Source organism: Thermus brockianus (genome assembly GCF_001880325.1).
Classification (GTDB): domain Bacteria; phylum Deinococcota; class Deinococci; order Deinococcales; family Thermaceae; genus Thermus; species Thermus brockianus.
Genome location: NZ_CP016312.1, coordinates 328,061 through 346,228 on the forward strand (window position 1 = coordinate 328,061; position 18,168 = coordinate 346,228).

The window sequence follows — 18,168 nt, forward strand, 5'->3', positions numbered from 1 at the left end:
AAGAGGATAGCACCCAAGGTCCCTACCGCGTAAAGTGGAAGGGTATGGCCGTCCGGGGCACCAAGGACCTTTTCGGCAAGGAGCTTCGGCTCCACCAGCACATCGTGGCCACCGCCCGGCGGGTCCTCGAGGCGGCGGGGGCCATGGAGCTCATCACCCCCGTCTTTGAGGAAACCCAGGTCTTTGAAAAGGGGGTGGGGGCCGCCACGGACATCGTGCGCAAGGAGATGTTCACCTTCCAGGACCGGGGTGGGCGCTCCCTCACCCTGCGCCCCGAGGGTACCGCCGCCATGGTGCGGGCCTACTTGGAGCACGGGATGAAGGTGTGGCCCCAGCCCGTCCGACTTTGGATGGCGGGCCCCATGTTCCGGGCGGAAAGGCCCCAGAAGGGGCGCTACCGCCAGTTCCACCAGGTGAACTACGAGGCCCTGGGCTCGGAAAGCCCCATCCTGGACGCCGAGGCCATCGTCCTCCTCTACGAAAGCCTCAAGGAGCTGGGCCTAAGGCGCCTTTCCGTGAAGCTTTCCTCCGTGGGGGACCCGGAGGACCGGGCCCGGTACAACGCCTACCTGCGGGAGGTCCTGGCCCCTTACCGGGATGCGCTTTCCGAGGACTCCAAGGAGCGGCTTGACCTCAACCCCATGCGCATCCTGGACTCCAAGGACGAGAAGGACCAGGCCCTTTTGCGAGAGCTCAAGGTGCGGCCCATGCTGGACTTCCTGGGGGAAGGGGCCTTGGCCCACCTGAAGGCGGTGGAGGGCCACTTGAACCGGCTTGGCGTGCCCTACGCCCTGGAGCCCGCCCTGGTGCGGGGCCTGGACTACTACGTGCGCACCGCCTTTGAGGTGCACCACGAGGAGATCGGGGCCCAGTCGGCCCTGGGGGGTGGGGGGCGGTACGATGGGCTTTCCGAGCTTTTGGGGGGGCCAAGGGTGCCGGGGGTGGGCTTCGCCTTCGGCGTGGAGCGGGTGGCCCTGGCCCTCGAGGCGGAGGGCTTTGGCCTCCCCGAGGGAAAGGGCCCCGACCTTTACCTCATCCCCCTCACGGAGGAGGCGGTGGCCGAGGCCTTCTACCTGGCAGAGCGCTTAAGGCCCAGGCTCCGGGTGGAGTACGCCCTGGGCGCCAAGAAGCCGGGCAAGGGGGTGGAGGAGGCCCTGAAGCGGAACGCCGCCTTCGCCGGCTTCTTGGGCGAGGACGAGCTTAGGACAGGGGAGGTGACCTTGAAGCGCCTTTCCACCGGGGAACAGGTGCGGCTTCCCCAGGCGGAAGCCCTCGGTTTCCTCCTTTCCGCCCTGGCGTGAGGACTTGGTAAGCTTGGGGGGATTATGCGCCGCACCCACTACGCCGGAAGCCTTAGGGAAGAGCATGCGGGTGAGGAGGTGGTCCTGGAGGGCTGGGTCAACCGCCGCCGGGACCTGGGGGGCCTCATCTTTTTGGACCTCCGGGACCGGGAAGGCCTGGTGCAACTGGTGGCCCATCCGGATAGCCCCGCCTACGCCATCGCCGAACGGGTGCGTTCCGAGTGGGTGGTGCGGGCCAAGGGCCGGGTGCGCCTCCGCCCCGAGCCCAACCCCCGCCTGCCCACGGGGAGTGTGGAGGTGGAACTGGAGGCCTTGGAGGTCCTGGCCGAGGCCAAAACCCCGCCCTTTCCCGTGGACGCCGGCTGGCGGGGGGAAGAGGACAAGGAGGCTTCCGAAGAGCTCCGCCTGAAGTACCGCTACCTGGACCTCCGCAGGAAGCGGATGCAGGAAAACCTGCGCCTGCGCCACCGGGTCATCAAGGCCATCTGGGACTTCCTGGACCGGGAGGGCTTCGTCCAGGTGGAAACCCCCTTCCTCACCAAGAGCACCCCGGAAGGGGCCCGGGACTTCCTCGTCCCCTACCGCCACCAACCGGGCCTCTTCTACGCCCTGCCCCAGTCCCCCCAGCTTTTCAAGCAGATGCTCATGGTGGCGGGGTTGGACCGCTACTTCCAGATCGCCCGCTGCTTCCGGGACGAGGACCTGCGCGCCGACCGCCAGCCCGACTTCACCCAGCTGGACCTGGAGATGAGCTTCGTGGAAGTGGAGGACGTCCTCGCCCTAAACGAGCGCCTAATGGCCCACGTCTTCCGCGAGGCCTTGGGCGTGGAGCTCCCCCTCCCCTTCCCCCGCCTCACCTACCAGGAGGCCATGGAGCGCTACGGTTCGGACAAGCCCGACCTGCGCTTTGGGCTGGAGCTAAGGGAGGTGGGGCACCTCTTCCGGGATAGCCCCTTCCAGCTTTTCCGACAGGCGGAAAGCGTGAAGGCCCTTTCCGCCCCCAAGGCCCTTTCCCGGAAGGAGGTGGCCGATCTGGAAGCGGTGGCCAAGCGCCACGGGGCGGGGGGGCTGGCCTTCGCCCGGGTGGAGGAAGGAGGCTTCTCTGGAAGCGTGGCCAAGTTCCTGGACCCCGTGCGGGAAGCCCTCCTCCAGGCCACGGGGGCCAGGCCCGGGGACACCCTCCTCTTCGTGGCGGCAAGCAGGAAAGTGGCGGCGGAGGCCCTGGGGCAGGTGCGCCTCGCCCTGGCCGACCTCCTGGCCCTGCCTCGGGAAGGCTTCCGGTTCCTTTGGGTGGTGGACTTCCCCCTTCTGGAGTGGGACGAGGAGCGGGGGGCTTGGACCTACATGCACCACCCCTTCACGAGCCCCCACCCCGAGGACCTGCCCCTTTTGGACACGGAACCGGGCCGGGTCCGGGCCCTGGCCTACGACCTGGTCCTGAACGGGGTGGAGGTGGGGGGCGGGTCCATCCGCATCCACGACCCTGCCCTACAGGCCAAGATGTTCGCCCTCCTGGGCATCGGCGAGGAGGAGCAGAAGGAGAAGTTCGGGTTTTTCCTCGAGGCCCTCACCTACGGCGCCCCGCCCCACGGGGGCATCGCCTGGGGCTTGGACCGCCTCCTCGCCCTCATGACCGGTAGCCCCTCCATCCGCGAGGTCATCGCCTTCCCCAAGAACAAGGAGGGCAAGGACCCCTTGACCGGGGCCCCGAGCCCCGTGCCCGAGGAGCAACTGCGGGAACTCGGCCTTATGGTGATCCGCCATGGCTAGGATTCCCTACGTTCTGGTGGACGCCTTCGCCCCCACCCCGGGGGCGGGAAACCGCGTGGCCATCGTTCTGGACGCCCGGGGCATGAGCGGGGAGGAGATGCGCCAGGTGGCCAAAAGGCTTTCCGAGCCCGAGACCGCCTTCGTCACCGAAAGGCAAGGCAACGTCTTCGCCGTGCGCTTTTTCACCCCAGGGGGCGAGGTGGAGTTTTCCGGCCACGCCGCCGTGGCCTTGGGCCTGGCCCTGGTGCGCCTGGGCCTCGCCCCCGAGGGCAGCGAGCGGCTTATCCTCCACACCCCGGCGGAAGCCCTCCCGGTGGAGGTCGCCTACGAGGCGGGGGAGCCCAAGAAAGCCTGGGTGCGGGGGCCTACCCCGAGGTTCCGGGACCTGCCCCCCTTCCAGGTCCTGAAGGAAGTCCTAGAGGCCTTGGGCTCCGATGAGCGCTACCTCCACCGGGGCCTGCCCTACGGGGTGGCCTACACCGGGCTTTGGAGCCTTTTCGTCCCCTTGGTGGCCCCGGGGGTGGTGGACGCCCTGGAGCCGGACATGGCCCTCCTCGCCGAGGTCTCCCGGCGCTTGGAGGTGGCCACGGTCCACGCCTACGCCCCCATGGGACCGAGGAGCTTCTACGCCCGGGACTTCGCTCCCCTCCTCGGCATCCCCGAGGACCCGGTGACGGGCTCGGCCAACGCCGCCTTGGGGGCGCTTTTGGCCCGGGCGGGGGTGGTGCCCAAGCGGGAAGGGAGGGTACACCTTTCCATCTACCAGGGCCACCGCCTGGGCAACCCGGGGATGGTGGAGGTGGAGGTGGAGTATAGCCCCACAGGGGTACCCCTTTCCGTGCGGCTTGGGGGAGAAGCGGCCATCGTGGCCACGGGTGAGCTCTGATGGTGCGCCTGGTTTTCGTGGACGTGGACGGCACCTTGGTGGGGAAGGAGGGGGTGCCTGCCTGCGTCTGGCCGGCGGTGGAGGCGGCCAAGGCCCGGGGCCTGCGCCTTTCCCTCCTCACGGGCCGCCCAGGAAGGGGGGAAGCCCTCCGCCTGGCCCAGCGGCTGGACCCCGAAGGCCTCCACGTCTTTGAGTCGGGGGCGGTGGTCCTCTCCCTTTCCCAAGACCCCCACGAGCCCCAGGCGAAGCCCTTCTTCGTGGCGGCGTTGCCCGTGGCGGCGGCCCAGGAGGTGGTGCGCCTCGCCCGCCGGCTTTCCCTCCCCTTGGAGGGCTACACCGCCGACGGGGGCTTTTTCATGGAAGGGGATAGCCCCTTGCTCTTGGCCCACCAAAGGCTTTTGGGGGTGGAGGCGGAAGGGGCGGACCTCCTGAGGCTAGAAAGCCCCTTGGTGCGCCTCCAGGTGCTGGCGGGACCCGAGGCGCCTTTGGGGGCCCTCTTGGACGCCCTGCCCGAGGAGCTCGCCGCCCACACGGCCGAAAGCCCCAAGATGCCCGGGGTGCGCTTCGTCTCCCTCACCCGAAAGGGCGTGGGCAAGCTCTCGGGGGCCCGGTTGGTGGCGGAGGCCTATGGGCTGGACCTTACGGCCTGCGCCATGGTGGGGGATGGGGAGAACGACCTCGAGGTCCTCCAGGCGGTGGGCCTCGGCATCGCCATGGGGAACGCCCCCTTAAGCGTGAAGCGGGCGGCCAAGCGGGTGGTGGCCCCCGTGGACGCCTGCGGCCTGGCGGAAGCCCTGGCCGCCCTCGGGTAAACTCCAGGGCGTATGCGGGTCTTCATTGACGAGATCGCCCAGTACAAGGACCAAGAGGTGGAGCTCAGGGGCTGGCTCTACCAGAAGCGCTCCAAGGGCAAGATCCACTTCCTCGTCCTCCGGGATGGCACCGGCTTCCTCCAGGCCACGGTGGTGAAAGGGGAGGTGCCCGAGGACGTCTTTACCCAAGCGGACCGCCTGCCCCAGGAAACGGCCCTCAAGGCCTGGGGCCTGGTGCGGGAGGATCCGAGGGCCCCAGGCGGGTACGAGCTCATGGTGAGGCATCTGGAGGTGGTGAGCCTGCCCCAAGGGGAGTACCCCATCGGCCCCAAGGAGCACGGCATTGACTTCCTCATGGACCACCGCCACCTTTGGCTCCGCCACCGCCGTCCCTTCGCCGTGATGCGCATCCGGGACGAGCTGGAGCGGGCCATCCACGACTTCTTTGGCGAACGGGGTTTCCTGCGCTTTGACGCCCCCATCCTCACCCCAAGCGCCGTGGAGGGGACCACGGAGCTCTTTGAGGTGGAGCTCTTTGACGGGGAAAAGGCCTACCTCTCCCAGTCGGGCCAGCTTTACGCCGAGGCCGGGGCCCTGGCCTACGCCAAGGTCTACACCTTCGGCCCCACCTTCCGCGCCGAGCGCTCCAAGACCAGGCGCCACCTTCTGGAATTCTGGATGGTGGAGCCCGAGGTGGCCTTCATGACCCACGAGGAGAACATGGCCCTCCAGGAGGAGCTGGTGAGCTACCTGGTGGCCCGGGTGCTGGACCGGCGCGCCCGGGAGCTGGAGATGCTCGGTCGCAACCCCAAGGCCCTCGAGCCCGCCGCCCAAGGAAACTACCCCCGCCTCACCTATAAGGAGGCGGTGGCCCTGGTGAACCAGCTTGCGGAGAAGGACCCCGAGGTGCCGCCCCTGCCCTACGGGGAGGACTTCGGCGCCCCCCATGAGGCCGCCCTCAGCCGCCAGTTTGACCGGCCGGTCTTCATCGAGCGCTACCCTGCCCGGATCAAGGCCTTTTACATGGAACCCGACCCCGAGGACCCGGAGCTGGTCCTAAACAACGACCTCCTGGCCCCCGAGGGCTACGGGGAGATCATCGGGGGTAGCCAGAGAATCCACGACCTGGAACTTCTACGCAGGAAAATCCAGGAGTTCGGCCTCCCGGAGGAGGTCTACGACTGGTATCTGGACCTGAGGCGCTTTGGCAGCGTGCCCCACTCGGGTTTCGGATTGGGCCTCGAGCGCACCGTGGCCTGGATCTGTGGCCTTAACCACGTGCGGGAGGCCATCCCCTTCCCCAGGATGTACACCCGGATGCGGCCCTAGAGGCCTGCCAGCTCCAGGAAGTAGCGGTGAAGCCTGGGGTCCTGGGTGAGCTCGGGGTGGAAGGCGCTGGCGAGGATCTTGCCCTGGCGTACCAGGACGGGAAGACCATTCAGCTCCGCCAGCACCTCCACTCCTTCCCCCAATTTGCGGAAGGCTGGGGCTCTAATGAAAACCCCGTGGAAGGGACCCAAACCCCGGACCTCGAGGTCCTCCTCAAAGCTTTCCACCTGCCTGCCAAAGGCGTTGCGTTCCACCCATGCCTCCAACACCCCCAAACGGGGTTGCTCGGGGTAGCCCACGATCTCCTTGGCCAACCAGATGGCCCCGGCGCAGGTGCCGAAGAGGGCCAGGGAACCCTCTTCCACCCGCTTGCGCACCTCGTCCTCGATTCCGTATTCCCGGGCCAGCTTGCCGATGGTGGTGGACTCCCCGCCAGGCACGATGAGAGCCTTGAGCCCCTCCAGGTGCTCCTTCTTCCGCACCTCCTTTGCCTCTATCCCCAGGCGCTTAAGCGCCTCCTTGTGCTCGCGGAAATCCCCTTGCAGGGCTAGGACGCCGACCACGCCCCTCATCCTGGACCTAGGCTTCGGACCTGTCAAGGGAAGCTCGCACCAAAAGAACACCCACTAACCCGGCCACTAGAGAAGCGGAGAGTACCCCCACCTTGGCTTGGTCCAGCATCCCCCCTTCAAAGGCCAAGCCAGCAATGAAAAGGGCCATGGTAAAGCCAATGCCTGCCAAAAAGCCCACACCCACAATGGACTTTAGGTTCACCCCTTCGGGCAAGGCGCCCAAACCCAACCGCAACGCTAGCCAGGAAGCAAAGAAGATTCCCAAAGGTTTCCCCAAGAGAAGACCCAAGCTTATCCCCCAGGCCACGGAACCAAACCCCAGCCCCTGCAAGGCAACCCCAGCATTAAAAAATGCAAAAACCGGCAACACCCCAAAGGCTACCCAAGGGTGAAGGGTGTGTTCCAGACGGTGCAAGGGGCTTTGCGCTTCCTCCACCTGCTCCTCGAGGCCTTCCAACTCCCCCTCCAGCTCCTCGGGGTCCTGGGCAGAGGTAGCCCCCTGGAAAGCCCTAGCCCGCCGCAGAGGGACAGCCAAAGCCAAAAGCACCCCGGCCAAGGTAGCATGAAGACCTGACTGGAGGACAAAATACCACAGAAGTAACCCCAGAAGCATGTAGGGCCAAAGATGCCACACCCCTAGGCGATTGAGCAGAAGAGCAAAACCCAGGATCAGGACCGCCAGGATCAAGGGAAGGGATTCTAAGCCCCCGGTGTAGAAGAGGGCAATCACCAAAACCGCCCCCAGGTCATCTACTATGGCTAAGGCAGTGAGAAAGAGCTTAAGTCCCAGAGGCACCCGAGGTACCAGAGCCAAAACCCCCAAGGCAAAGGCGATGTCCGTGGCCATGGGTACTCCCCAGCCACGAGCCTCGGGCAGACTGGGATTGATTGCCAGGTACAAAAAGGCCGGCAGGATCATCCCCCCTACCGCCCCTGCCAAGGCTAGCCCAGCCCTCCTGGGATTCTTAAGCTCGCCAGAAACAAGTTCACGCTTAAGCTCCAGTCCCACCAGTAGGAAGAAAAACGCCATGAGGAGGTCGTTGACCCAAAGAAGCAGCGGCTTTTCCAATGAAAACTCGCCAAAACGAACACCCACCAGAACTTCTCGTAGCCCAAAATAGACCGTGGCCGCCGGAGTGTTGGCCAGTATAAATGCCAGAAGAGCCGCCAAGAAGAGGACCAGCCCTCCTTTGGCCTCACTTTCAAGAAACTGCTCTAGTAGCCTGGGATACCTGCGCACGGGCATGGGATTACTATACCCGGCGCCACAAAAGACGCAGACTGTTGGCCGTCACCAACACGAGTGCTCCATTGTCCGCCAGCACTGCGGTCCAAAGCCCCGTGTAACCCATGAGGGTGGTGAGGAGGACAAGCCCCTTGAGCCCCACCGCCAAGGCCACGTTCTGGCGGACCACGCCCAGGGTCAGGCGGCTTAGCCGGAAGGCCCGGGGCAAGGCGGCAAGGCTCAGAAGCCCCACGTCTGCACTCTGCAGGGCCGCTTCCGTGCCCTCGGCCACGGCAAGCCCTACCGTGGCCTTGGCCAGGGCTGGGGCGTCGTTCACCCCATCCCCCACCATGGCCACGCCACCCCTACCTTCCATCTCCTCCACCAGGCGGAGCTTGTCCACGGGAGAAAGGCCAGCCCGGATTTCCTCAGGAAAAAGCCCTATGGCCGTGCCCAAAGCCAAAGCAGAGGTCTCCCGGTCGCCGGTAAGCAGGAGGGGCTTAAGGCCCAGTCGGCGCAGTTCGGCCAAGGCTTCCCGGGCCTCGAGGCGGGGGGTATCCTGGAAGGCCAAGAGGGCCAAGGGAACCCCCTCCCTAACCAAGAGGGAAAGGCTGAAGCCTTCCTCCGCCAAGGCCTTCACCTGGGCCTCTACTTCCGGGGGCAGGTCCCAGGCCTCGGGCCGCACCAAACCCACCTCCTTCCCCTCCACCCGAGCGAAGGCCCCGAGGCCCGGCACCGCCCGATGCTCCTCCGAGGGCAAGGCCTTGGGGCCCAAAGCCTCCCGCACCGCCCGGGCTAAGGGGTGGGAGGAACCCTCCGCCACCCCCTTCGCCAGGGCCAAGGCCTCCTCCGCCGAAACCCCAAAGGTAACCACCCGCACCAGCGTGGGCTTTCCCAGGGTCAGGGTTCCCGTCTTGTCCAAAGCCACGTAGCGAACCCCAGCCAAGCGCTCCAGGGCCGCCCCGCTCTTAAAGAGCACCCCCGCCCTGGCTCCCCGGGCCACCCCTGCGGCGATGGCCGCAGGCACCGACACCACCAGAGCGCAGGGACAGGCGATGAGGAGAAGGGCCAAGGCCTTGTAGACATGCCCCAGGAAATCCCCCTGGAAAAGGGGAAGGACCAGGGCCACGAAGCCTGCCAGGGCCAGGACCGCCGGGGTGTAGCGGCGGCTAAAGGCATCCACCACCCGCTCCGCCTGGCTCTTCTTAAGCAAGGCCCCCTCCGCCAGGCGTTCCATCTCCGCCAGGAAGCCCTCCTCGGGAAGGCGCTCCACCTTTACCACCAAGCTCCCCTCCTGCACCAGACTGCCCCCGTAAACCCGGTCCCCTATCCCCTTGGGCCTAGGCAAGGGCTCCCCGGTGAAGGCGGCCTCCTCCAAGGAAGCCTGTCCAGACACCACCACCCCGTCGGCCGGTACCCGCTCCCCCGGGGGCACCCTCACCAGGTCCCCCACCCTCAAGGCCTTAAGGGGTACCTCCTCCACCCCACCCTCCTTCAGGCGGTAGGCCCGCCTGGGAAGAAGCTCGGAAAGGGCGTAAAGGGACCTGCGGGCCTGGGCCACGCTATAAGCCTCCAGCACCTCCCCCACGAGGAAGAGGAAGACCACCACCGCCGCCTCGGCCTCCGCCCCGATGAGCAAGGCTCCCAGGGTAGCCAGCGTAACCAGGGTTTGCATGCTGAAGGGGTTTTGCCGGAACGCAGCCACCGCACGACGAGCCAGGGGGAAAACCCCCACCAAGGCCGCCAGCCGATAGCCCCAAGGGGCTAGGCCGGGGAGGAAGAGCGAAGCCAAAAAGGCCGCCAGGAGAAGCCCTCCGGAAGCCAAGGCCCAGCGCCAGGGTCCCAAAACACCCCTGGTCGTGTCCCCTTCAGGCTTCAAACGGTAGCCCAGGGCGGAAACCACCCTTTCCGCCTCCTTCTCCGCCCCGGGAACCTCGAGGTGCAGATACGCCTTACCGCTGGCAAAGCTGACCTGGGCCTGCACCACTCCAGGCACCCCGGAAAGGGCTTTCTCCACCTTTAAGGCGCAGTCGGCGCAGTCCAAACCCTCCACCCGGAACACGCGAACCCTGTGAGCATCCATGTTCCCAGGGTAGCATCATTTGAGTAGCTAGTCAAGTGTTCTCTTCCGCGTGCTCCAAAGCCCCCTCAAGAAGCCGTTCCACGTGCTCGTCCGCCAAGCGGTAGTAGACCTGCTTTCCCTCTCTCCGGAAGGCCACCAGCCTTGCCTGGCGCAGAAGCCTGAGCTGATGGCTCACCGCAGAAACGGAAACCCCGGCAAGAAGGGCCAAATCGCACACACAAAGCTCTTCCGCCGCCTTCAAGGCCAAAAGAAGCCGCATCCGGGTGGGATCGGCCAGGGCCTTAAGGAGGAGGGCGGCTTCCCCCAGCACCGCCTCCTCGGGCAAGGCCGCGCGCGCCTTCTCCACCCGCTCAGGGTGGATCTCGTAAACCCCGCAGACCGCCCGCGACACCATCTCACCAGCCCCGTTTGGCCAGGCGCTCCTCTTCCCTCAGTTGATCCAGGTTAATGCCCACCATGGGCTCGCCCAGGTCCTCGGAAACCTCGGCCAGCACCTCAGGATCGTTGTAGTGGGTCACCGCCCGCACGATGGCCCGGGCCCGCTTCTTGGGGTCCCCGGACTTGAAGATGCCGCTACCTACGAAAACCCCGTCCATGCCCAGGTGCATCATGAGGGCCGCGTCCGCTGGGGTAGCGATGCCCCCGGCGGCGAAGTTCACCACGGGGAGCCGGCCGTGGTGGTGGACCCACCTCACCAGCTCCAAGGGGGCCCCGATCTCCTTGGCGTAGGCCACGAGTTCGTCCTCCCGGAGGGACTGGACGTAGCGGATCTGCTTCCACATGGTGCGGGCGTGGCGGACCGCCTCCACCACGTTGCCCGTGCCCGCCTCCCCCTTGGTGCGGATCATGGCCGCTCCCTCAGCGATGCGCCTTAAGGCCTCCCCCAGGTCCCGGGCCCCGTTCACGAAGGGCACCTTGAACTTCCACTTGTCGATGTGGTGCTCCTCATCCGCAGGGGTGAGGACCTCGGACTCGTCGATGAAGTCCACCCCCAGGGCCTCGAGGATCATGGCCTCCACGAAGTGGCCGATCCGCACCTTGGCCATCACGGGAATGGAAACCGCGGCCATGATCTCCTTGATGACCTTGGGGTCGGACATGCGGGCCACCCCACCCTGGGCCCGGATGTCGGCGGGGACCCTCTCCAGGGCCATCACCGCCACTGCCCCCGCCTCCTCGGCGATCACCGCCTGCTCGGGGGTGGTCACATCCATGATCACCCCACCCTTGAACATCTCGGCGAAGCCCGTCTTGATCTGAAAGGTTCCCTTCTCCATCCCGTCCTCCATCCTCCAGCTTACCGCCCACCGGGTCAAGCCCAAGGGAACACAAACCCCAGAAGCCCAAGGGCTTCTGGGCGGGGAAATAACCCCTTAGGGCAAATACGCCAGAGGATTGCGGGCCACCCCACCCACCCTCACCTCAAAGTGCAGGTGGGGCCCGGTGGACCAGCCGGTGGAGCCCACGTAGCCGATCACCTGCCCGGCCTCCACCCACTGGCCGGCCCGCACAGCGATGCGCGACATGTGGGCGTAAAGGGTTTCCACCCCGCCCCCGTGGTCCAACACCACATGGAAGCCATAGCCCACGGAGCTCCAACCCGCCACCTCCACCTGCCCCGCCTTGGCCGCCACGATGGGGGTGCCGTACGCTGCAGCTAGGTCAATCCCCGTGTGGAAGCGCTGAAAGACTCCCCGTTGGCCGAAATAGGTGGTGATGCGAAAACCCGAAAGAGGCCAGCGCATGGCCCCTTCCTGGTAACTCACCCGGCGCACCTGGGGCCGCTGGGTCTGGGTCTCCCGGGCACGTTGCTGGGCCAAGGCCTGCTGCCTCCTCCTCTCCTCCGCCAGGCGCCTAAGCTCCTCCTGGCGCCGGCGCTCCGCCTCGAGGCGGGCCCTTCGCTCCTCCTCCTGCTTGGCGAGAAGCCGCTCATAGGTGGTCTTGGCCTGGATACCGGGGAGGAGGACCAGGTCCCCTGGCTTCAAGTCCAAGGGATCCTTCACCCCGTTGGCCCGGGCCACCGCCACTGGGGAGAGGCCGAAACGAGCCGCCAGGTCCACCAGGGTCTGCCCCTCGGGCAGGGATACCACCAAGCCCTTAGCCTTTCTTGGAATGTACAGGACGCTCCCCGCCACCAGCCGGTCCAAGCTCTCTAAGGAAGGGTTGGCGGAAACCAGTTCCAGAACGCTTACACCATAACGGCTCGCCACTCCCTGCAGGGTATCCCCCGGGCGCACGCGGTACACCTCCACCCCCGGGGGTACCCGGGGGGAACGGTCCTCCACGGCCACCAAGGGGATAAGAAGCCTTTGCCCCACCTGCAAGCGATCGCCTTGCAGGTTGCTGGACCACATGATGTGCCGGGGATCCACCCCGTAACGAGCGGCAATCCCCGCCAGGGTATCCCCGGGCTTCACCTCATAGACCACCCATCCCTTTTTGACCGCCTGGCCCACCTCCACCGTGTTCGCGGGAAGAGGAAGGGGGCTAAGAGCAGGCAGCTTGGCGAAGGCCAAAGAGGAAACCAAGAGCCATAAACTTCCCCATACTCCCCGCAATGCTCACCTCCCAAACCCCACCAAAACCTCGCGGGGATTATACCAGGACCAAGCGGGGAAAAGGCAAGGGGCAAAAGGCCTTGGGGGGCGGGCTTTCCGCCCCCCAAGGGAAAATCCCGCCTAACGGGCGGCCAAGGACGCCAGAAACTCCTTGTTGTTCTTGGTGCGCCCCAGGCGGGCAAGGAGCATCTCCATGGCCTCCGCCGGGTCCATATCCGCCAGGACCTTCCTGAGAAGCCACATCTTGTGCACCACCTCCTCGCCCAAGAGGAGCTCCTCCCGACGGGTCCCGGACTTCAGGATGTCGATGGCCGGGAAGATGCGGCGCTCCTCGAGGCGGCGGGAAAGGTGGAGCTCCATGTTGCCCGTGCCCTTGAACTCCTCAAAGATCACGTCGTCCATGCGGCTTCCCGTCTCCACCAAAGCGGTGGCCAGAATGGTCAGGCTTCCCCCGCCCCGGATGTTCCGCGCCGCTCCCAGGAAGCGCTTGGGGAAGTAAAGGGCGGCGGAGTCCAAGCCCCCGGAAAGCGTCCGCCCCGTGGGCGGGGTCACCAGGTTGTTGGCCCGGGCCAGGCGGGTGATGGAGTCCAGGAGGATCATCACGTGTCCCCCTTCCTCCACGATGCGCTTGGCCCGCTCGTGGACGAACTCCGCCACGCGGATGTGGTTCTGGGGGGGCTCGTCAAAGGTGCTGGCGATGACCTCCGCCCCCTGGACGCTTTCCCGGAAGTCCGTGACCTCCTCCGGGCGCTCGTCAATGAGGAGGACGATAACCTTGATGTCGGGCTCGTTCTTGAGAACGGCGTTGGCGATCTTCTTGAGGAGGGTGGTCTTCCCCGCCTTGGGGGGGGCCACGATGAGGCCCCGCTGCCCCCGGCCGATGGGGGCGAGGAGGTCAATGACCCGGGTGGAAAGCTCGTCCGGGGTGGTCTCCAGCTTGATCTGCCGGTCGGGGAACTGGGGGATGAGCTCGTCAAAGCGGGGGCGGTTTTTGGCGGCCTCGGGGTCCAGGTCGTTCACCGCCTCCACCTTGAGGAGGGTGCCGTAGCGCTCGTTCTCCCGGGGCGGGCGCACCCGGCCCACGATGTAGTCCCCGCTCCTTAGGGCGTACTGACGGATGAGCCCGGCGGAAACGATGGCCACCCGGGACTCGAGGTTGTAGAGGTTTTCCGTCAGGAAGCCGTAGCCATCGGGGCTAATCTCCAGGTAGCCCTTAACCAGCTGCAGGCCCTCCCCCTGGGTTTGCCGCTCCAAGAGGGCCATGATGAGCTGGTCCTTCTTCATGCGCTTGTAGTTCTCAATCCCCGCCTCCTGGGCCAGGAGGTGGAGTTCCGGCAGGATCTTGCTGGAAAGCTCCTGGTAGGTAAGGGGGGTATCGGGGGTTTCCGCTTTTCTCCTCATGGTTTAACCTTCTCCCAGTCCTCCATAAAGCGCTTGAGGCCGATCTCCGTGAGGGGGTGCTTGAGAAGCTGCTTGAACACGGCGTGGGGCATGGTGGCGATGTCCGCCCCGAGAAGGGCGGCTTCCGTCACGTGCCGGGGATGGCGGATGGAGGCGGCGATGACCTTTACGGGCAGGTCCTGCACCTGGATCATCTCCACGATCTCCCGCAAGAGCTCCCCCCCGTCCCAGGAAATGTCGTCCACCCGGCCCAGGAAAGGGCTCACGTAGGTTGCCCCAGCCCGCGCCGCCAGAAGGGCCTGGTTGGCGGAGAAGATGAGGGTCATGTTCACCGGAACACCCTCAGCAGCAAGCCGCTTGCAGGCCTTAAGGCCCTCCTCGGTGGTGGGAAGCTTGACCACGATGTTGGGATGGATGGCGGCCAGGCGCCTACCCTCCGCCACCATGGCCTCCGCCTCCAGGGCCGTTACCTCGGCGGAAACCGGGCCTCCTGCCGCCTCGGCCACGGCGCGAAGGTGCTGGACCAAGCCCTCCTCGCTCAGGCGCTCCCCCCGTTGGGCGAACTCCTTGGCCACCAAGGTGGGATTGGTGGTGACCCCCGAGAGGACCCCCCAGGCGGCAATCTCCCGTATCTCCTCCAGATTGGCGGTGTCTAGGTAAAGCTCCATGGCGCACTCCTTGTGTGCGGGAAAGGAACCGGCTTAGCCTGAGTCTAGCAGACCTCTTCGGGGCGTTGTCAAGGGAGGGGAAAGGCTGCTAGCATGGCCTTAGCCGCCAACGGGGGATTTTACCCCAGGGGGCACAGGTTGTAAAGGCGAGGATGGGGAGAGTACCCCTTCCCAATAGCCCCAAGCGAGCCGGGGACGGTGGGAGCCCGGTGGTGCGGGAAGGCGGGAAGATCGCCCCGGAGCCGCGGGAGGAAAGGGCACGTCCCGAGTAATGCCCGCCGGGTGGCGCCCGTGACAGCGCCCAAACGAGGGCCTGAGGATTTCCTCAGGAAGCGCGGTGGTACCGCGGAAGCCTTAGCGCTTTCGTCCGCGCCTTAGGGCGCGGGCGTCTTTTTAGGAGGTGGGCATGTTCAAGGAAGTGGGCGAACCCAACTTTCCGGCGCTGGAAGAGGAGGTTTTGGCCTTCTGGAAGCGGGAAAAGATTTTTGAAAAGAGCGTGGAGAAACGCAAAGGAGGGCCCCGCTACACCGTGTACGAAGGCCCCCCCACCGCCAACGGCATGCCCCACGTGGGCCACGCCCAGGCCCGGAGCTACAAGGACCTCTTCCCCCGGTACAAGACCATGCGGGGCTACTACGTGCCCCGCCGGGCGGGCTGGGATACCCACGGGCTTCCCGTGGAGCTGGAGGTGGAGAAGAAGCTGGGCCTCAAGAGCAAGCGGGAGATTGAGGCCTACGGCATAGAACGCTTCAACCAGGCCTGCCGGGAATCCGTCTTCACCTACGAGAAGGAGTGGGAGGCCTTCACCGAGCGCATCGCCTACTGGGTGGACCTGAAGGACGCCTACGCCACCCTCCAGCCCACCTACATTGAGAGCATCTGGTGGAGCCTGAAGAACCTCTTTGACCGGGGCCTCCTCTACCGGGACCACAAGGTGGTGCCCTACTGCCCCCGCTGCGGCACCCCCCTTTCCTCCCACGAGGTGGCCCTGGGCTACAAGGAGATCCAAGACCCCTCGGTCTACGTGCGCCTGCCCCTCAAGGAGCCCTCCCGGCTTGGGCTTTCCCAAGGAAGCCTCCTCGTCTGGACCACCACGCCCTGGACCCTGCCCGGGAACGTGGCGGCGGCGGTCCACCCCCAGTTCACCTACGCCGCTTTCCAGCTGGGGGAAGAGGTCCTGATTTTGGAAGAAGGCCTGGGCCGGAAGCTCCTCGGGGAGGAAACCCCCATCCGCAAAACCTTCCTGGGCAAGGAGCTGGAGGGCCTGGCCTACACCCCCCCTTATCCCCAAGGGGTGGACAAGGGCTACTTCGTGGTCTTGGCGGAGTACGTGAGCCGGGAGGACGGCACGGGCATCGTCCACCAAGCCCCCGCCTTCGGCGCCGAGGACCTGGAAACGGCCAGGGCCTACGGCCTCCCCCTCCTCAAGACCGTGGACGAGGAGGGGAAGCTCCTTGTGGAGCCTTTCCAAGGCCTCTTCTTCCGCGAGGCCAACCGGGCCATCCTCAAGGACCTAAGGGGGCGGGGCCTTCTCTTTAGGGAGGAGCCCTACCTGCACAACTACCCCCACTGCTGGCGCTGCTCCACCCCCCTCATGTACTACGCCACGGAAACCTGGTTCATCCGCAACACCCTTTTCAAGGAGGAGCTCCTCAAGAAAAACCAGGAGATCCACTGGGTGCCCCCCCACATCAAGGAGGGGCGGTACGGGGAGTGGCTCAGGAACCTGGTGGACTGGGCCCTAAGCCGCAACCGCTACTGGGGCACGCCCCTGCCCATCTGGGTCTGCCAGACCTGCGGCAAGGAGGAGGCCATCGGGAGCTTCCAGGAGCTCAAGGAGAGGGCCACGGCCCCCCTCCCCGAGCCCTTTGACCCCCACCGGCCCCACGTGGACCGGGTGGAACTTCGGTGCGCCTGCGGGGGGACCATGCGGCGGGTTCCCTACGTGATTGACGTTTGGTACGACTCCGGGGCCATGCCCTTCGCCTCCTTGCACTACCCCTTTGAGCGCCAGGAGGAGTTTAGGGAAAGCTTCCCCGCCGACTTCATCTCCGAGGGCATTGACCAGACCCGGGGCTGGTTCAACTCCCTCCACCAACTAGGGGTCATGCTCTTCGGCTCCATCGCCTTCAGGAACGTCATCTGCCACGGCCTCATCCTGGACGAGAAAGGGCAGAAGATGTCCAAGTCCAAGGGGAACGTGGTGGACCCCTGGGACATTCTGAGGGAGTTCGGGGCCGATGCCCTTAGGTGGTACATCTACGTTTCCGCCCCGCCCGAGGCCGATCGGCGCTTCGGCCCCAACCTGGTGCGGGAAACGGTCAGGGACTACTTCCTCACCCTTTGGAACGTGTATAGCTTCTTCGTCACCTACGCCAACCTGGACCGCCCGGACCTCAGGAACCCACCCCCGCCTGCGGCCCGTCCCGAGATGGACCGCTGGCTCTTGGCCCGGCTCCAGGAGCTCAAGCACCGGGTGACGGAGGCCCTCGAGGCCTACGACCCCACCACCTCTAGCCGGGCCATCCGGGACTTCGTGGTGGAAGACCTCTCCCAGTGGTACGTGCGCCGGAACCGGCGCCGCTTCTGGAAAAACGAGGACGCCCTGGACCGGGAAGCGGCCTACGCCACCCTCTACGAGGCCCTCCTCACCGTGGCCAAGCTCTCCGCCCCCTTCACCCCCTACCTCGCCGAGGTCCTCTGGCAGAACCTGGCCCGAAGCGTGGACCCTAAGGCGGAGGAGAGCGTCCACCTCACGGACTGGCCGCCGGTGGAGGAGGCCCTTTGGGACCGGGAGCTGGTGGCCAAGATGCGGGCGGTCATCCGGGTGGTGGAGCTCGCCCGGGCAGCCCGGGCGAGAAGCGGGGTGAAGACCCGGACACCCCTTCCCCTCCTCCTCGCCACCGCCCCCACCCCCGTGGAGCGGGAGGGCCTTAAGCACTTTGCCGAGGAAATCGCCGAGGAGCTCAACGTCAAGGAGGTGCGGGTGCTGGAGCCGGGGGAGGAGGTCCTCACCTACCGCGTCCTCCCGAACCTCAAGGCCCTAGGCCCCAAGTACGGCAGGCTCGTCCCCCAGATCCGGGAGGCCCTGGAGCGGGAAGGGGAGCGGGTGGCGGCCCTGGCCTTAAGGGGCGAGCCCATCCCCCTGGAGGTGGCGGGGGAAACCCTCACCCTCCTGCCCGAGGAGGTCCTCCTGGAGGCGAAGGCCCCCGAGGGGTACGAGGCCTTGGAGAAGGAGGGGTACGTGGCGGCGCTCAAGGTGGAGGTCACGGAGGCGCTTCGCCTGGAAGGCCTCGCCCGCGACCTCATCCGCCACCTGCAGCAGGCCCGCAAGGAGATGGGCCTAAAGGTCTCCGACCGCATCCGCGTGGGCTACGAGGCGGAAGGCCCCTACCGGGAGGCTTTAGAGCGCCACGGGGCCTGGATCGCCGAGGAGGTCCTGGCCCGGGCCTTCGGCGAGGGGCTTTTCCCCGGGTACACCACGGAGGTGGCGGACGAGGAGGGCAGGGCGCGCTTTAGCCTGGAGCGGCTAGGCTGAGGCCAGGGGCAAACCCGCCCGCAAA

At 66.2% G+C, this 18,168-nt stretch carries 14 protein-coding genes; 6 read left to right on the forward strand and 8 right to left on the reverse strand.

What is annotated here, in order from left to right:
* The first annotated feature begins 44 nt into the window (after positions 1-44).
* Genes hisS through asnS form a run of 5 tightly spaced genes read left to right on the forward strand, consistent with a single transcriptional unit; the run spans position 45 to position 6,098 of the window.
* Positions 45-1,301, forward strand: a complete 1,257-nt coding sequence (hisS, locus tag A0O31_RS01680) for a histidine--tRNA ligase (RefSeq protein ID WP_071676401.1) — start codon at positions 45-47, stop codon at positions 1,299-1,301.
* 24 nt (positions 1,302-1,325) lie between these two features.
* Positions 1,326-3,071, forward strand: a complete 1,746-nt coding sequence (aspS, locus tag A0O31_RS01685; protein ID WP_071676402.1) for an aspartate--tRNA ligase — start codon at positions 1,326-1,328, stop codon at positions 3,069-3,071.
* Positions 3,064-3,957, forward strand: coding sequence for a PhzF family phenazine biosynthesis protein (locus A0O31_RS01690; protein WP_071676403.1), 894 nt, complete (start codon positions 3,064-3,066; stop codon positions 3,955-3,957). The genes aspS and A0O31_RS01690 overlap by 8 nt, the downstream gene beginning before the upstream one ends.
* A complete protein-coding gene (locus tag A0O31_RS01695; protein ID WP_071676404.1) occupies positions 3,957-4,769 on the forward strand; it encodes an HAD family hydrolase in 813 nt (270 codons plus the stop codon). Before A0O31_RS01690 ends, A0O31_RS01695 begins: the two co-directional genes overlap by 1 nt.
* Before the next feature lie 12 nt (positions 4,770-4,781).
* On the forward strand, positions 4,782-6,098 hold the full coding sequence (gene asnS / locus A0O31_RS01700; protein WP_071676405.1) for an asparagine--tRNA ligase: 1,317 nt from the start codon (positions 4,782-4,784) through the stop codon (positions 6,096-6,098).
* Here the strand turns inward: asnS and pdxT are convergent.
* The 8 genes from pdxT to fsa form a co-directional block, all read right to left on the reverse strand.
* On the reverse strand, positions 6,095-6,670 hold the full coding sequence (gene pdxT / locus A0O31_RS01705) for a pyridoxal 5'-phosphate synthase glutaminase subunit PdxT (RefSeq protein ID WP_071676406.1): 576 nt from the start codon (positions 6,668-6,670) through the stop codon (positions 6,095-6,097). The genes asnS and pdxT overlap by 4 nt on opposite strands.
* Before the next feature lie 7 nt (positions 6,671-6,677).
* A complete protein-coding gene (gene nhaA, locus A0O31_RS01710) occupies positions 6,678-7,916 on the reverse strand; it encodes a Na+/H+ antiporter NhaA (RefSeq protein ID WP_038032361.1) in 1,239 nt (412 codons plus the stop codon).
* Between the two features lie 7 nt (positions 7,917-7,923).
* On the reverse strand, positions 7,924-9,978 hold the full coding sequence (locus tag A0O31_RS01715) for a heavy metal translocating P-type ATPase (protein WP_071676407.1): 2,055 nt from the start codon (positions 9,976-9,978) through the stop codon (positions 7,924-7,926).
* Positions 9,979-10,009: 31 nt separating this feature from the next.
* Positions 10,010-10,372, reverse strand: a complete 363-nt coding sequence (locus A0O31_RS01720; protein ID WP_038069716.1) for an ArsR/SmtB family transcription factor — start codon at positions 10,370-10,372, stop codon at positions 10,010-10,012.
* Position 10,373: 1 nt separating this feature from the next.
* Positions 10,374-11,255 (reverse strand): pyridoxal 5'-phosphate synthase lyase subunit PdxS, encoded by an 882-nt coding sequence (gene pdxS, locus A0O31_RS01725; RefSeq protein WP_071677891.1) that lies wholly within the window; start codon positions 11,253-11,255, stop codon positions 10,374-10,376.
* Positions 11,256-11,351: 96 nt separating this feature from the next.
* Positions 11,352-12,536 (reverse strand): LysM peptidoglycan-binding domain-containing M23 family metallopeptidase, encoded by a 1,185-nt coding sequence (locus A0O31_RS01730; protein WP_071676408.1) that lies wholly within the window; start codon positions 12,534-12,536, stop codon positions 11,352-11,354.
* Between the two features lie 120 nt (positions 12,537-12,656).
* A complete protein-coding gene (gene rho, locus A0O31_RS01735; protein ID WP_071676409.1) occupies positions 12,657-13,937 on the reverse strand; it encodes a transcription termination factor Rho in 1,281 nt (426 codons plus the stop codon).
* Positions 13,934-14,605 (reverse strand): fructose-6-phosphate aldolase, encoded by a 672-nt coding sequence (fsa, locus tag A0O31_RS01740; protein ID WP_071676410.1) that lies wholly within the window; start codon positions 14,603-14,605, stop codon positions 13,934-13,936. Before fsa ends, rho begins: the two co-directional genes overlap by 4 nt.
* A gap of 406 nt (positions 14,606-15,011) precedes the next feature.
* On the opposite strand from fsa, the gene ileS reads away from it, so the two are divergent.
* On the forward strand, positions 15,012-18,143 hold the full coding sequence (ileS, locus tag A0O31_RS01745) for an isoleucine--tRNA ligase (RefSeq protein ID WP_071676411.1): 3,132 nt from the start codon (positions 15,012-15,014) through the stop codon (positions 18,141-18,143).
* The last annotated feature ends 25 nt before the right edge of the window (positions 18,144-18,168 follow it).